The sequence below is a fragment of the Oerskovia sp. USHLN155 genome (assembly GCF_037145535.1).
GTDB classification, from domain to species: domain Bacteria; phylum Actinomycetota; class Actinomycetes; order Actinomycetales; family Cellulomonadaceae; genus Oerskovia; species Oerskovia rustica.
Genome location: NZ_JBBCXG010000014.1, coordinates 1 through 14901, shown reverse-complemented (window position 1 = coordinate 14901; position 14901 = coordinate 1). Strand labels below are relative to the sequence as shown.

At 73.4% G+C, this 14901-nt stretch carries 13 protein-coding genes; 7 read left to right on the top strand and 6 right to left on the bottom strand.

Annotated features, from left to right (window positions below; genetic code table 11):
- Positions 1–29: 29 nt before the first annotated feature.
- The 3 genes from WFH32_RS17800 to WFH32_RS17790 form a co-directional block, all read right to left on the bottom strand.
- Positions 30–1343, bottom strand: coding sequence for a uracil-xanthine permease family protein (locus WFH32_RS17800; protein ID WP_191796325.1), 1314 nt, complete (start codon positions 1341–1343; stop codon positions 30–32).
- 221 nt (positions 1344–1564) lie between these two features.
- The gene (locus tag WFH32_RS17795; protein WP_191796389.1) at positions 1565–2488 is read right to left on the bottom strand and encodes an LLM class F420-dependent oxidoreductase; all 924 of its coding nucleotides are present in this window, start codon (positions 2486–2488) and stop codon (positions 1565–1567) included.
- 64 nt (positions 2489–2552) lie between these two features.
- Entirely contained in the window at positions 2553–3128 is a 576-nt protein-coding gene (locus WFH32_RS17790; protein WP_336708650.1) for a hypothetical protein, read from the bottom strand.
- 103 nt (positions 3129–3231) lie between these two features.
- On the opposite strand from WFH32_RS17790, the gene WFH32_RS17785 reads away from it, so the two are divergent.
- Positions 3232–4119, top strand: coding sequence for an LLM class flavin-dependent oxidoreductase (locus tag WFH32_RS17785; RefSeq protein WP_191796323.1), 888 nt, complete (start codon positions 3232–3234; stop codon positions 4117–4119).
- A gap of 21 nt (positions 4120–4140) precedes the next feature.
- On the opposite strand, the gene WFH32_RS17780 is transcribed toward WFH32_RS17785, so the two are convergent.
- Positions 4141–6156 carry an ABC transporter ATP-binding protein gene (locus tag WFH32_RS17780; protein ID WP_336708649.1) on the bottom strand — a complete coding sequence of 672 codons (2016 nt, stop codon included), beginning with the start codon at positions 6154–6156 and terminating at the stop codon, positions 4141–4143.
- Between the two features lie 55 nt (positions 6157–6211).
- Between WFH32_RS17780 and WFH32_RS17775 the strand changes: the two genes are divergently transcribed.
- The 3 genes from WFH32_RS17775 (at position 6212) to WFH32_RS17765 (ending at position 7538) form a co-directional block, all read left to right on the top strand.
- On the top strand, positions 6212–6889 hold the full coding sequence (locus WFH32_RS17775; protein ID WP_336708647.1) for a TetR/AcrR family transcriptional regulator: 678 nt from the start codon (positions 6212–6214) through the stop codon (positions 6887–6889).
- Positions 6886–7074: a hypothetical protein gene (locus WFH32_RS17770; protein ID WP_336708645.1), complete on the top strand. Its 189-nt coding sequence runs from the start codon at positions 6886–6888 to the stop codon at positions 7072–7074. The genes WFH32_RS17775 and WFH32_RS17770 overlap by 4 nt, the downstream gene beginning before the upstream one ends.
- A 191-nt stretch (positions 7075–7265) precedes the next feature.
- The gene (locus tag WFH32_RS17765; protein WP_191796321.1) at positions 7266–7538 is read left to right on the top strand and encodes a hypothetical protein; all 273 of its coding nucleotides are present in this window, start codon (positions 7266–7268) and stop codon (positions 7536–7538) included.
- Positions 7539–7622: 84 nt separating this feature from the next.
- Here WFH32_RS17765 and WFH32_RS17760 read toward each other — a convergent pair whose 3' ends face one another.
- Positions 7623–10247: a polynucleotide kinase-phosphatase gene (locus WFH32_RS17760; RefSeq protein ID WP_336708642.1), complete on the bottom strand. Its 2625-nt coding sequence runs from the start codon at positions 10245–10247 to the stop codon at positions 7623–7625.
- Complete coding sequence (locus WFH32_RS17755) at positions 10244–11740, bottom strand: 3' terminal RNA ribose 2'-O-methyltransferase Hen1 (protein ID WP_336708641.1); 1497 nt, start codon at positions 11738–11740, stop codon at positions 10244–10246. The genes WFH32_RS17760 and WFH32_RS17755 overlap by 4 nt, the downstream gene beginning before the upstream one ends.
- A 108-nt stretch (positions 11741–11848) precedes the next feature.
- Here WFH32_RS17755 and WFH32_RS17750 point away from each other — a divergent pair, with 108 nt between their 5' ends.
- The 3 genes from WFH32_RS17750 (at position 11849) to WFH32_RS17740 (ending at position 14780) form a co-directional block, all read left to right on the top strand.
- The gene (locus WFH32_RS17750; RefSeq protein WP_336708639.1) at positions 11849–13030 is read left to right on the top strand and encodes a class I SAM-dependent methyltransferase; all 1182 of its coding nucleotides are present in this window, start codon (positions 11849–11851) and stop codon (positions 13028–13030) included.
- Between the two features lie 221 nt (positions 13031–13251).
- Positions 13252–14067, top strand: a complete 816-nt coding sequence (locus WFH32_RS17745) for a CPBP family intramembrane glutamic endopeptidase (protein WP_336708637.1) — start codon at positions 13252–13254, stop codon at positions 14065–14067.
- Between the two features lie 59 nt (positions 14068–14126).
- The gene (locus tag WFH32_RS17740) at positions 14127–14780 is read left to right on the top strand and encodes a DUF1684 domain-containing protein (protein ID WP_336708635.1); all 654 of its coding nucleotides are present in this window, start codon (positions 14127–14129) and stop codon (positions 14778–14780) included.
- Positions 14781–14901 lie beyond the last annotated feature (121 nt).

Here is a 14901-nt window from a genome sequence, read left to right as displayed (position 1 = left end):
CCTGACCGACCTCGCGTCCGACAGCAGGGTCAGCGGTCCGCCATCTCCGTGCCGCCCGGCACCGACGCCGGGCTCGCGGGCTCCTGGGACGTCCCGCGCCACCGGGCGATGTTGCGCATGAGGTGGTAGATCACGAGGGCCGACGCCGTACCCAGCGCGATGCCCTCGAACGTCACGTCGCCGATGACCCACGTGAAGTTCGCGATGCCGACGACGAGCGGGACGGCCGCCGTGGTCAGGTTGACCGGGTCGGAGAAGTCGACCTTGTTCTGCACCCAGATGCGCGCACCGAGGATGCCGATCATGCCGTAGAGCATGGTCGTCGCCCCGCCCAGGACACCCGCGGGGATGGTCGCGATGAGCGCTCCGAACTTGGGCGACATGCTCAGCACCAGGGCCGTGGCGCCCGCGACCCAGTAGGCCGCGGTCGAGTAGACGCGCGTTGCTGCCATGACACCGATGTTCTCGGCGTACGTCGTGGTGCCCGAGCCGCCGCCGATGCCCGCGAACGTCGTCGCGAGGCCGTCGGCGAAGAGCGCGCGACCAGTGAGGTCGTCGAGGTTCTTGCCCGTCATGGCCGCGACGGACTTCACGTGGCCGACGTTCTCCGCGACGAGCACGAGCACGACCGGGACGAACAGGCCGAGCACGGCGACGTCGAACGTGGGGGTCACGAACTCGGGCAGGCCGAGCCAGGCCGCCTTGGCGACGGGCGCGAAGTCGACCTCGCTGCGGATCGTCGCCGTGATGTACCCGACGATCACGCCGAGCAGGATCGCGAGGCGTCCGATGATCCCCTTGAAGAGGACCGTGATGAGGATGATCGAGGCCAGCGTGACGACGGCCGTGACGGGGAACTGCTGGAAGTTGTTCCACGCCGCGGGCGCCAGGTTGAGGCCGATGAGCGCGACGATCGTGCCGGTCACGATGGGCGGCATCGTGAGGTCGATCCAGCGCGGTCCCGCGAAGTGCACCACGACGCCGATGAGCGCGAGCACGACACCCGTCACCAGGATCCCGCCGACGGCGACCGACTGCCCCCCGGAGGCGGTCGCCGCGGTGATGGGAGCGATGAAGGCGAAGCTCGACCCGAGGTAGCTGGGGAGCCGGTTGCGCGTGATGAGCAGGAACCCGATGGTCCCGATCGCCGAGAAGAACAGCGTCGTGGCGGGCGAGAAGCCCGTCAGGAGCGGGACGAGGAACGTCGCGCCGAACATCGCGACGACGTGCTGCATGCCGATCCCGATCGTGCGGGGCCAGCTCAGGCGCTCGTCGGTGCTGACCACGGCGCCGGGCTCGACGCGCTTCCCGTCTCCGTGGATCTTCCAGCCGAGTGCTGCCATGGGGGGCTCCGTTCGTGAAGTTTTGGTGAAGTGCCGAAGGGAAGGGTACTGCCGCGCACGCAGCCTCCGTTACCGACCGGTACGTCGTGGACAGCCACGTCCCACGGCCCCGGCCCGGCGCCCCCCTCGCGCCCGCCTCACCACCTACCTCCCAGGACTCCCGACGGCGGAGCGCACCCTCGGGAAGAAGGTGCGCTCCGCCGTCGGGCAGGAGGGTGCGCTCAGCTCAGCTGCGGCTTGACCTCGCGCGCGACCAGCTCGAGGTGGTCGAGGTCCGCGAGGTCCAGGACCTGCAGGTAGAAGCGCGTCGCGCCCTGCTCGCTCGCGGCGGCGAGCTTGTCCGCGGCCTCGGCGGGCGTACCCGCGATGCCGTTCGTGCGCAGCTCCTCGGGGTCGCGGCCGATCGCCTCGGCGCGACGCCGGAACTCGGCCTCGTCCTTGCCCACGCACACCACGAACGCCGCCGAGTAGATCAGGTCGTCGGGGTCGCGGCCCGCGTCCTGGCACACCACGCGCACGTTCTCGATGCGGTCGCCCAGCACGCCCGGGTCGGGGAACGCCACGTTGAACTCGGTCGCGTAGCGCGCCGCGAGCGCCGGCGTGCGACGCGGTCCGTGCCCGCCCACGACGACCGGCACGCGGGACTGCGCGGGCTTGGGCAGCGCCGGGGAGTCCTTGAGCGTGTAGTGCTCGCCCGCGAAGTCGAACCGCTCCCCCACGGGCGTCTCCCACAGGCCGGTGATCACCGCGAGCTGCTCCTCGAGGATCCCGAACCGCTTGGCCGGGAACGGGATGCCGTACGCCGAGTGCTCCTGCGGGAACCAGCCCGCGCCCAGGCCCAGCTCGACGCGACCGCCCGACATCTGGTCCACCTGCGCGACCTGGATCGCGAGGACGCCCGGGTGCCGGAACGTCGCCGACGACACGAGCGTGCCCAGGCGGATGCGGCTCGTCTCACGTGCGAGGCCCGCGAGCGTGGTCCAGGCGTCGGTCGGTCCGGGCAGCCCGTCACCGTCTCCCATGACGAGGTAGTGGTCGGAGCGGAAGAACGCGTCGAAGTCGAGCTCTTCCGTCGCTCGTGCGACCGCGAGGATGTCGTCGTAGGTGGCGCCCTGCTGGGGCTCGGTGAAGATGCGGAGGTCGATCGTCATGGCCTCCACCCTGCCATGCCGCGCAGGGTGCCGTGGTCGCGCTCCCGCACGCCTCGGCTCACCCCTCGTGCGTGGCGAGCACGGTCACCGAACGCCCCGCCGGGGCCGTGACCACGAGGTTCCCGTCGACGCCCAGGACCAGGCGGAACCCGCCGAGCTCGAGGTCGTCGGACAGGTCGCCCGCCGCCGCGTCCGCGGCGTCCGGTGAGTCGGCGGGCGCTGGCTCGCCCTCCCCCCGGGCCGCCTCCCCGACGAGCTCGAGGTACCCGCTCACGGCCCCCGCGGCGTCGGCGAGCTTCACGGGCCAGCTCTCCCCCGGCTCCCAGGCCGCCCCCGGCCGCAGGCGCTGCCCGATCATCCCCACGAGGACCGGCTCGTCGACCGTCTCGAAACGCACGTGCCCGCCCTCGTCGACCTGGAGCCCCGTGATGCGCTGGACGTCGACGACCTCGTTGCCCGCCGCGGCGATCAGCACGTCCGCCGCGTCGAGGAGCTCCTGCGCGTCGTCGGAGTCCGCGAACGCCTCGGGGTTGTCGACCTCGGGCACGGGCCAGTCGCCCCGGACCACCGCGAGCTGCTCGGCGCGCGAGCCGGTGCGCGGGAAGCGGTGGGACACGTTGACGACGACAGCCATGGGGACCTCCGGTGGTGCGTGAGCGGACTCCGGACAGCACATCACAGGTCCGCGGTCCGGTTCGAGCCGGGACGCGCGGCCCACGGGCACGTAGGGTCGGACCATGCGACTGAGCACCGTGATCCTGCCGATCTACCGCTGGTCCGAGGGGCGCGACGTCTGGCGCCGCGCAGAGGACCTGGGCTTCCACGCGGCCTACACGTACGACCACCTGTCGTGGCGGAACTTCCGTGACGGCCCGTGGTTCGGTGCGGTCCCCACGCTCGCGGCGGCGGCCGGGCTCACCGAGCGGATGCGGCTCGGGACCCTCGTGACCTCGCCGAACTTCCGCGAGCCCGTGACGCTCGCCAAGGACCTCATGACCCTCGACGACCTGTCGGGTGGCCGGATCACGCTCGGGCTCGGCGCCGGCACCACGGGCTTCGACGCGACGGTCCTGGGAGGCGAGGGATGGTCGGCGCGCGAGCGGGCGGACCGGCTGCGGGACTTCACCGCGCTGCTCGACCGCCTGCTGACCGAGCCCGTCGTCACGCACGACGAGGGGCACTACCGTGCGCACGAGGCCCGGACGATCCCCGGCCCGGTCCAGGAACCGCGCATCCCGTTCGCGATCGCCGCGACCGGGCCCCGCGGGCTGCGGCTGGCCGCCCGCTACGGGCAGGCGTGGGTCACGACGGGCGACGGCGCCGTCGGCGAGGACGGGACACCTGCCGCGTCGCGCGCCGCGGTCGGCGCCCAGGTGTCCCGGCTCGAGGCGACGTGCACGGAGGCCGGGCGCGACCCCGGCAGCATCGAGCGCATCCTCCTGACAGGCTTCACGCCGGACCGGCCGCTCGACTCGGTCGACGCGTTCGTCGATGCCGCGAACGCCTACCGCGAGCAGGGGATCACGGAGATCGTCCTGCACTGGCCCATCGCCGGCTCGCAGTTCGCGGCCGACCAGGCGACGTTCGAGAAGATCGCCGTCGAGGGGCTCGCGCAGCTCGGCTGAACGGCGCGCCGCTGACGGGCCTCAGCGCACCTCGGCGCCCGCGGGCGTCTCCGCCTCGGCCTGGTCGCGGGCCGCCTGACCGACGGTCGCCTCCTCGTCCGTCCGCGCCTCGGTCGAGATCCGCAGCGCGGCCACGAGGTCGCGGTACAGCTCGTCCGCCGCGAGCAGCTCGGCGTGCGTGCCGCGCGCCCGCACGCGCCCGTCCTCCATGACGAGGATCTGGTCGGCGTCGATCACGGTCGAGAGCCGGTGCGCGATCGTCACGACGGCGCGGTCGCGCGACAGGTCCTCGATCACGGCGTGGACCGCGGCCTCGGTGAGGCCGTCGACCTGAGCCGTGGCCTCGTCGAGCAGCAGGACCTCTGGCGCGTGCAGCACCGCGCGGGCGAGGGCGACGCGCTGGCGTTCACCGCCCGAGACCGTGGTCCCGACGAGCGACGTGTCGAGCCCGTCGGCGAGCGAACGCACCTTGGCGTCGAGGCGCACCTTGGCGAGCGCGTCCCACATGGCGTCCTCGGACGCGTCGGGGTCGGAGAGCTGGAGGTTCTCGCGGATCGTCCCGGGCACGACGGGTGTCTCCTGCTCGACGTACGCGATGCGTGCGCGCACCTCGTCGAACGTGTAGTCCGAGTACGGGCGGCCGTCGAGCAGCAGGGTCCCGGACTCGGGCTGGAGGAAGCGCAGGAGCAGCGAGAAGGTCGTGGTCTTCCCGGCGCCCGACGGGCCGACGATCGCGACCTGCCCCCGTCGCGGCACCTCGAACGTCAGGTCACGGACGACGGGCTCGCCGCCGGGGAGGTAGCGCGCTGCGACGTCCTGGAACGCGAGCACGGGCGGCTCGCCCGACGCGTCGGCGAGGTGCGGCGGGTGGTGCGCGGCGCCGTCGGGCAGCGAGGTCCCCGTGCCCGACGACGGCACGCGGCTCCCCGCAGCACCTGGCCCGGGCGCGCCCGAGGTGCGCCCGGGCTCCTCCGTCTCGATGGCCTCGACCTCGCGGATGCGGCCAGCGGCCGCGATGCCGGCCTGGAGCTCGGTGACGTTCTGCGTGAGGGTCGTGACGGGGTCGACGATCTGGAACGCGTAGAGCAGGAACGCGACGAGGCTCGAGACCGCGAGGAGGCCCTGGTCGACGCGCCACGCGCCGAGCGCGAGGATCACGATGATCGCGAGCTGGATGCCTCCGCCTGCGATGGTCCACGCGACGGCCCCGGTGCGCACGGCCTTGAGGTTGTGGCGCGCGGAGTCCTGGGCGTCGGCGACGACGCGGTCGATCTGGCGCTCCTCGGCGCGACTCGCCTTGATGGTCCGCAGGGCCCGCAGACCGCCCTCGAGGACGCCGCCCAGCCGGCCGAGGGACTCCTGCGCCTGCTCCTGGGCCTTGGCGATCCGCGGCATCAGGAGACCGACGAGGATGCCGATGACGACGATCGCGGCGAGCGTGGTCCCGAGCAGCACCATGTCGAGCACGGCCATGAGGACGACGGTGCCGACCAGGCTCACGACGCCGTTGACGAGGCTCACGATGCTCGACGACGCGGCCTCGCGCAGCAGGACCGTGTCCGAGGTGACGCGCGTGACGAGCTCGCCCGTGGGGCGCGACCCGAGCGCCCCGACCTTGGCCCGGAAGAAGCGGCGGACCATCGAGGTGCGCGCGTCGAGCACGACGCGCTCGGCGAGCGCGCCCAGCAGGATCCACTGCCACATCCCCAGCACGAGGCCCACGACGAGCAGGCCGATCAGCAGGCTCACGGCCGGGACGAGCGAGGCGCCGGTACCCAGGGTGTCGAGCACGGCCTTGGTGACCATGGGGGTCGCGAGGCTCGCGGCCGTCGTCCCGAGGCCCAGCGCGAGCCCGACGGCGAGCGTCCTGCGGTGGGGGGTGACGAACGTCCAGAGGATCTTGAGGCGTGGGAGCAGCGGCCCCTTGGGCTCCGTGGGCGGGTTCTCCGCGCCTTCGGTCGCCTGAGCGGTCGGTGTCGCCGGGGTCGGCTCGGTCGTCGGCGCGGGATCGGTGTCGGCCATGTTCCAGTGGAACATGGCTGTCCCATTTTAGACAAGGGGCGTCCCACGAGATGGCGGCTACGCTGAGCACGTGACAGCAAGCGACACCGCCGCCGCACCGGGCGAGGCGAGCGCCGGCGCTCCGTCCGACGCCCCCGCCACGGGCGCGCGCGCCCGGACACGGCGCGCGATCCTCGACGCCGCGGTCTCGGTGTTCAGCTCGAACCAGGCGGCGTCCCTCGGCGAGGTCGCCCAGGCCGCCCAGGTCGGCCGCAGCACGCTGCACCGCTACTTCCCCGAGCGCGCCGACCTCATGCGCGCCGTCGGCGCCGAGGCTCTCGACCGCACGCGCGCCGCGATCCTCGCGGCGCGGCTCGACGACGGCAGTCCCGTGACCGCCCTGCGTCGCCTCGTGGTCGAGTACTTCGACCTCGGCCCCTGGTACATGCTGCTGTTCGCCGACCCGTTGCTCGCCGACGACGAGGCGTTCTGGCAGGAGAGCGACACCGCCGAGGGCCCCGTGCGCGACCTGTTCGAGCGCGGGCAGCGGGACGGCGTGTTCGACCGGAGCCTCACGATCTCGTGGGACCAGCGCACGCTGTGGTGGACCCTGTTCAACGCGTGGTCGGTCGTGACCGAGGACTGCACCTCGCGCAGCGACGCGCTGCGCATGGCGGTCCGCAGCATCGAGGGCGTCGTGCTCGCGCCCTCCTCGCAGCCCCCCGCCCCTTCCCCCGCGAGCCCCACCGAGAAGCCGAGGACCGCATGAAGACCATCCGCTGGGCGAGCCTGCTGACCGTGCTCGGGTGCGTCGTCGTGGGGCTCGTGAGCCTGTTCTCGCTGCTCAGAGGGCGCACGTGGGCCTGGTTCCCGCTGCTCGTCGCCGTGGCGGTAGGCTTCCGCGAGATTCGCTACCTGCAGCGCAGCGACCATCAGCGCAACGCCCCGCGCTGACCCCGGCCCCCGGCTCAGGGGCGTCCCGGAAGGGATGTCCCCCATCCGACGGGCGCCCGTCATCCTCCGGGAGGACGAGGCCCCCGCCGAGGATGGTTCGGAGGGCCGATGTGCCCGCACCCCCGCCCCGAAGAGACTGGTGGTACGCCCCGCGACAGCGAGGGCGGCCAACTTTTCCTGGGGAGGAAGCCATGACCACGCAGGTCACGACCTCGACGCCGATCCGCGTCGCACTCCGCGGCCACGACACGACGACCCGCCGCGCGCGCTCGTCGGCTCGCCCCGCGGGCTCCTCCCCCGCCACACGGCCCGACGGCGGAGCGCCCCGCCCGCAGGAACGTCGCCCCGGCGCGTCGTCCGACCCGTCCGAGCGGGCGAACGGCTGGCTCGTCGCCGGCTCTGTCCTCGTGGCCATCGCGCTGTTCTCGGCGCTCGCGCTGAGCTCGTTCTCGACGCTGGGCTGACCCGCGGCGGCAGGGGCCGCCGACTTCCCTGCACACCTGTCGGAACGGGCGTGACCTCGAGGTCACGCCCGTTCCGACAGGTCGCTAGAGCCGTGGGTCGACCGGCTCCGACTCGAGGGCCAGCACCGCGAAGACGGCCTCGTGGACCCGCCACAGCGGCTCGCCCCCGACCACGCGCTCGACCGCCTCGAGCCCCAGCGCGTACTCGCGCAGCGCGAGCGACTGCTTGCGCGCCAGCGACCGGACCCGGAGCCGCTCCAGGTGGTGCGCCTGGGTGTACTCGGGGCCGTAGATGATCCGCAGGTACTCACGGCCGCGGACCTTGAGCCCCGGCTGGACGAGCCCCTTGGGGCCGCGCACCAGGTTGGCGAGCGGCTTGACGACCATGCCCTCGCCGCCCGCGTCGGTCATCTCCTCCCACCACCGGACGCCGCGGGCCCGCGAGGCGTCGTCGTCGAGGTCGACCACGAGGCGTCGCGTCGCGCGGAAGAGCACGGGGTCGGCCTCGACGAGCCGGTCGGCGACCCCCAGGTGCCACAGGTGGTCGCGGGTCGCGTAGGTCGTACCGGTCGGCGACCCGGACCCGTCCGACCCGCTCGCGAGCACCTGGAACGGCGCGAGCTGCACGCCGTCGAGGCCGTCCACGGGCCAGCGGTAGCGCCGGTACGCCTGCGTGTACCGCTCGGTGTCCTCGGCCCGCGAGGCCGTGCGCGCTCGCAGGTCCCCGACGTCCACGCCGCGGGCCACGGCCGCGTCGAGCACCGCGAGCGCCGCGGGCATGACGGCCCGGGCCGCGGCCCCGACGCTCGCGTACTGGTCGCGGATGAGCTGGTCGGCCTTCGCGGACCAGGGCAGGATCTCGGCGTCGAGCAGGACCCAGTCGGCGCCCAGCTCGTCCCACACCCCGGCCCCGTCGAGGGCCTTCGCGACGTGCTCGAGGAGAGCCTCCGCCGTCGGCCCGGAGAAGAGCGGGCGACCCGTGCGCGTGTGCGCGACCCCGCGCCCGCCCGGCTGCACGTCGACCCCGAAGCGCCGGGCCGAGGCCCCGTACGCCTCGCGGCACACGAGCACCACGGCGCGCGAGCCCATGTGCTTCTCCTCGCACACGACCTGCCCGACGGCGTCGCCCGCGTACGCCGCGAACGCGTCCTCGGGGTGCTCGAGGTAGCCGGGACGCTGCGACGTCGCGACGGGGCTCATGGTCGGCGGCAGGTAGAGCAGCGCGCGCGGGTCGGTCGCGAACCGGCTCATGACCTCCAGCGCCCCGGCGGCGTTCTCCTCGGGGATCGTGATGCGCCCGCGCGTGCCCGTGACGACCGACCGGCGGCCGAGCACGTCGGTCACGTCGAGGACGTCGGGCTCGCGCGCCGGGCGCGCGGCGGCCTCAGCGTCGTCGGCCGGCAGGAACGGGCGCGCCGGCTCGTAGTAGACCTCGGCCGCGGGGACGGACACGAGCTCCTTCTCCGGGTAGCGCAGCGCCGACAGCTTCCCGCCGAACACGACGCCCGTGTCGAGGCACATCGTGTTGTTGACCCACTCGGCCTCGGGCGTCGGCGTGTGCCCGTAGAGCACCATGGCCCGGCCGCGGTACTCGTTCGCCCACGGGTAGCGCACGGGCAGCCCGAACTCGTCGGTCTCCCCCGTCGTGTCGCCGTAGAGCGCGAAGCTGCGCACCCGGCCCGACGCGCGCCCGTGGTACGACTCCTTGAGGCCCGCGTGCGCGACCACGAGGCGCCCGCCGTCGAGCACGAGGTGCGAGACCAGGTCGCGGCAGAACGTCTCGACGTCCTTGCGGAACTCCTCGGGCTCCTCGGCGAGCTGCGCGAGCGTCGTCTCCAGCCCGTGGCTGACGGTCACGTTGCGCCCCGAGAGAGCGCGCACGAGCTTGTGCTCGTGGTTGCCGGGGACGGCGAGCGCGTGACCCGCCCGGACCATGCCCATCACGAGGCGCAGCACGCCCGGCGAGTCGGGCCCGCGGTCGACGAGGTCACCCAGGAACAGCGCGCGACGTCCCGCGGGGTGCGCGGCGTCGACCGGGTGGCCGGCGTCGTCGCGCTCGATCACGTAGCCGAGCTCGGCGAGCAGGGTCTCGAGCTCGGCGCGGCAGCCGTGCACGTCGCCGATCGCGTCGAACGGCCCGGTCTCGGCGCGCAGGTCGTTGAGCAGCGGCTCGCGGGAGATCGTGGCGTGCTCGATCTCGTCGACGCCGCGCAGCACGTGGACCTTGCGGAAGCCCTCGCGGCTCAGCGCCTTGAGCGAGGCCCGCAGCGCCTGGCGCTGACGCTTGACGACGTGGTCGCCGAAGTCGCGGTCGGGGCGCGACCGGTTGCGCTCGATCGCGACCGACTCGGGCACGTCGAGCACGATCGCGACGGGCAGGACGTCGTGCGCCCGCGCGAGCGCGACGAGGTTCTTGCGCGCCGCGGACTGGACGTTGGTCGCGTCGACGACCGTCAGGTGCCCGGCCTCCAGGCGCTTGCTCACGATCGTCTCGAGCACCTCGAACGCCGCGGCCGTGGCCGACTGGTCGTTGACGTCCCCCGAGACGAGTCCCCGGCAGAAGTCCGAGGAGACTGCCTCGAACGGCGCGAAGCGCTCGCGCGCGAACGTCGACTTCCCGGACCCGGACACCCCGACGAGCACCACGAGCGAGAGCTCGGGGACGGTCAGGACGCGCGGTTCCCCGCTGGTCACGTGCTGCTCGGTCATGCCCCTGCCTCCGTCGATCGTGTGAACAGCGCCATCTGGGTCGGCGACCCGAGCGCTCCCGGCCCCACGTCCTGCGGCCCGACGTCGCGGAACGTCACGGCGTACCCGTGGCGGTGCGCGACGCCGTCGGCCCAGGCCTGGAGCTCGGCGCGCGTCCACTCGAAGCGGTGGTCGGTGTGCCGGTGCCCGTGCTCCTCGAGCGACGGGTACAGCGCGTTGTACTCGACGTTGGGCGTCGTGACGACGACCGTCCCCGGCCTCGCCTCGGCGAACACGACCCGTTCGAGCGCACCCAGGCGGGGCGGGTCGACGTGCTCGATCACCTCCATGAGCACCGCGGCGTCGAAGCCCGCGATCCGCTCGTCGCGGTAGGTGAGCGAGGACTGCACGAGCCGCACGCGCTCGCGCTCGGCGTCGCTCGCGTCCTCCAGGCGCAGCCGGGTCGCGGCCTTCTCGAGCTCGCGGGCAGCGACGTCGGTGCCGAGCACGCGCGTGAAGCGGCGGTCGGCGGCGAGCAGGCGCAGGAGCGCGCCCTCGCCGCACCCGAGGTCGACGACGCTGCTCGCCCCGACCTCGTGCAGCGTCGCGAGCACGGCCTCGGCGCGCTGCCGGGCGAGCGTGGGCGCCGTGGTCCCGACGGCGTCGCTCCCCGCGGCGGGGACGTCGCCCTCGGCGGCGCCGTCCTCTGGTGACGCGACGTCCTCTGGCGGCGCGACGCCGTCGAGCGTCACGAGCCGGTCGGTCGCGTCCTCGACGTACCGTCGCTGGTGCGCGAGGTAGCGGCGCATGATCTGGTCCCGTTCGGGGTGCTCGGCGAGCCATCCCGCGCCCGCGCGCAGCAGCTTGTCGACCTCGTCGCCCGTGACCCAGTAGTGCTTGGCGTCGTCGAGCACGGGCAGCAGGACGTACAGGTGGTGCAGGGCGTCGGCGAGGCGGACCGTGCCGCTCAGGCGCAGGTCGACGTAGCGCGAGTCGCCCCACTCGGGCACGGTCGGGTCGAGCGGCTCGGGCGTCGCCTCGACCGTCCAGCCCAGGGGCTCGAACAGGCGCTCGGCGAGCCGCGCACCACCGCGGCAGGGCAGCGCGGGGACGTGGATCTCGAGCGGGACCGGGCCGTCCGCGAGCGCCTGCCGCGCGTCGCAGCGTCCGGTCATCGCGGTGCGGAACACGGCGCCGAGCGCGACCGCGAGCATCGAGGACGCGGCGTAGGGGCGGTCGTTGACGTACTGGGCCAGGGAGAAGGCGTCGCGCCCGCCGAACCGCTTGTTGCGCACGATCCCCACGGGGTCGACCTCGAGCAGCAGCGCGACCGTGCAGCGGGCGGCGTCGGCCTCGGGGTAGAAGACGTGCGCGGTGCCGACGGGCAGGTCGAACGACTGGGCCCGCGCTGGATGTTTGTGCAGCAGGTACCCGAGGTCGGTCGCGTCCAGAAGGGCTCCGTGCTCGACGGACCCGGCCGGCGCACCGGCGGTCGTCGTGAGGGTGACCAGCATGCTGTGCATGGTCCCACGGGGGCGCAACGGATTTACGCTGGAGGTGGTCCGTGCGTCCGCGCGTCGACGACGACCGCGAGCGCCGCGTCCTCGACGGACGGAGCAGTCATGTCCACGACAGCGCAGGTCCCGCTCAGCGAACCCGGCGGCCCCGGCACCCCCGGCGGCCCGACGGGCGAGGGCCCGGGAGCCGAGGAGTTCGCCGAGCGGTTGTTCGCCTCGGCGCTCGGCGCCCTCGACGTCTTCTCGGTCTACCTGGGCGACCGGCTGGGCTGGTACCGCTCGCTCGCGGCCGACGGCCCCGCGACCTCGGCCGAGCTCGCGGCCCGGACGGGCACGCAGGAGAGGTACGCGCGCGAGTGGCTGGAAGGCCAGGCGGTCGCGGGGATCCTCACGCTCGCGGCGCCCGCCACACGTGGGCCGGAGGGCGACGCTCCGCCGTCGGGCGTGCCGGGCGGCGCTACGCGACGCTACGCCCTGCCGCCAGGCCCCGCCGAGGTGCTGACGGACGAGCACAGCCTCGCGTACGTGGCGCCGCTGCCGCGGCTGTTCGCGGCCGTGGGGCGCACGTTCGACGAGCTCCTCGACGCGTACCGCGACGGCGGCGGGGTGTCGTGGGGGCGCCTCGGTGCCGACGCGCGCGAGGCGCAGGCGGACCTCAACCGGCCGTGGTTCGAGCACGAGCTCGCGGGGGCGCTCGGCCGGGCACCGGACCTGCACGCGGTCCTGTCGCGACCCACCGCGCGCGTCGCGGACGTGGGCTGCGGGGCGGGGTGGTCGACGGTCGCGCTCGCGCGCGCCTACCCGCAGGCCCGGTTCGACGGGTACGACATCGACGGCCCGTCGGTCGACGTGGCCCGCGCGAACGCGCAGGCCGCGGGCGTCGCGGACCGCGTGGCGTTCCACGCCGCGGACGCCGCGACCCTGCCTGCGGACGTGCCGCTCGACGCGGCCTTCGCGTTCGAGTGCACGCACGACATGCCGCGCCCGGTCGAGGTCCTGTCCGCGGTCCGGCGCGCCGTCCTGCCCGACGGCGCCGTGGTCGTCATGGACGAGGCCGTCGCCGAGGAGTTCGCCGCGCCAGGAGACGACGTGGAGCGGCTCATGTACGGCTTCAGCCAGTTCGTGTGCCTGCCGGACGGCCTGTCGTCCTCGCCGTCGGTCGGCACGGGCACCGTCATGCGGCCCGCGACGCTCGAGCGGTACGCGCTCGACGCCGGGTTCGAGCGCGTCGAGGTGCTGCCGATCGAGGGGTTCAGCTTTTTCCGGTTCTACCGGCTGCACCACTGAGCATCCGGCCAGTGCTGAGCGTCCCCGATCACCGTTCCGGTACACGTTCGGGTGGCTGCGGCTCCTGCCGACCTTCTAGGCCGCGGTCTCGGGGGGCACGGTGAAGATGGTGAATCACACCCGATTCGCTCCGTCCCGACGCGCATCGTTCGGCAGGTCGGTTCGTCTCGTGCTGACTGATGGTTCCCTGGGGAGACTGGGCCAGGCTCTATCGTTGCGGGGTGACGGACACGCGAATCGCCCGGCAGTTCACAGCGCTCACGTTCCTGATCGCCTACGGCTTCTCCGGCGGGCTGATCTTCGCGTCCCGCTTTGGCTACGAGGTGAACAACGTCGTCACCACGGTCCCCGAGTTCCTGGCGAACGTGCCGTTCTCGATCTATATCCTCTCGCCTGCGATCGCCTCCTACGTCGTCCTGAGAGCGAACCGCAGGGTCTCGGGTCCCCGGGAGTGGCTGAGGGTCGTGTTCTCCGCCCGGGGTCGCCCGGCGGGGTACCTGTTCGCCTTCTCGGTGCTCGCGGTGTACTTCTCTCTCCACCTGCTGATCTCAGGCCCCTCGTTGCACCTGCTTCCGTGGTACATGTTCTTCCTGTCGCTGCCGGGCAATCTCATCATCGGGGGCATGGAGGAGGCCGGCTGGATGACCGGGCTGCAGCCCGAGCTCGACCGACGGTGGGGATTCTTCACGTCCTCGCTGGTGGTCGGGGTGATCTGGCTCCTCTGGCACGTACCGCTGTTCTTCATCCCCGGCACGAACCACGAGTCCGGTCTGATCGACTTCTGGATGTTCGCGGTCCAGATCATGGCGTTCCGCTTCCTCTACGGCGCGATCTTCCGAATGTCGGGCAGGAACGGAGTGTTCCTGTGCATCCTCAGCCACACGGTGTTCAACGCCGCCAGCTTCGCCCTCGGCATCCCGCCGACGACCTGGGCGGGCACTCTCATCGCGAACGCGGCAGTGGTGATTCTTGCCGTCGCGTCGGTGATGGTCTCCCGCAGGTCGGGGACGAGTCCGCGATGGCGGGTTGCGCACTGAGCATCGCTGCCACGGCCTGCGAGGGTGCCGGTGCACGTCCCGGCTGGCACCCTGGCCAGATGATCACCGAGCTGCACGTCGTCGACTGGCGCCGCCGCGTCCAGCACCTGTACGCGCACGTCCGCGACCTGGCCGTCGAGGACCCCGCGGCCGCGCACGAGTACTGGGTCGCGTCACGCGACGACCTGCTGGCCGAGCACCAGGCGTCGCCGATCCTGCCCGAGAACCGCCCCGCCTTCACCGGGGTCCCGGTCGCCCCGTACGACGCGGCGCTGCGCTTCGAGGTGCTGCTCGTGCCCGATCCTGCGCGCGGCACCCCCGATGCCGCCCGCCTCGACGTCCCCACGGGCACCGACGGCGTGGTGCCGTTCGAGCGCGTCGGGCGCCTCGACCTCCCGGGCCTGGGGTCGCTCGACGTGTGGGCGTTGCGGTCGTACGGCGGCGGGCTGTTCGTGCCGGTCAAGGACCGGTCGACCGCGACGTACGGCGGCGGGCGGTACCTGCTGGACACGATCAAGGGCGCGGACCTGGGGTCGGGCCCGTCCCTCCTGCCCGAGGGCGACGCGCCCCTGGTCGTGGACCTCAACTTCGCGTACAACCCGTCGTGCGCGTACGACCCGGCGTGGGCGTGCCCGCTCGCGCCACCCGGGAACACGCTCGCGGTCGAGCTGGCGTGCGGGGAGCTGACATCCCCGCCGCCCCCGCCGAGTTAGACCCGTGGGGGGGGGGGGGGGCCGGCCCCGGGCCCCCCCCCCCCCCCCCGGGGAGCCCCGGCCCCCCGCCCCGGGGGGGGGGGTGGGGCGCAGGCCCCCCCCCCCCCCCCCCCCCCCCCCC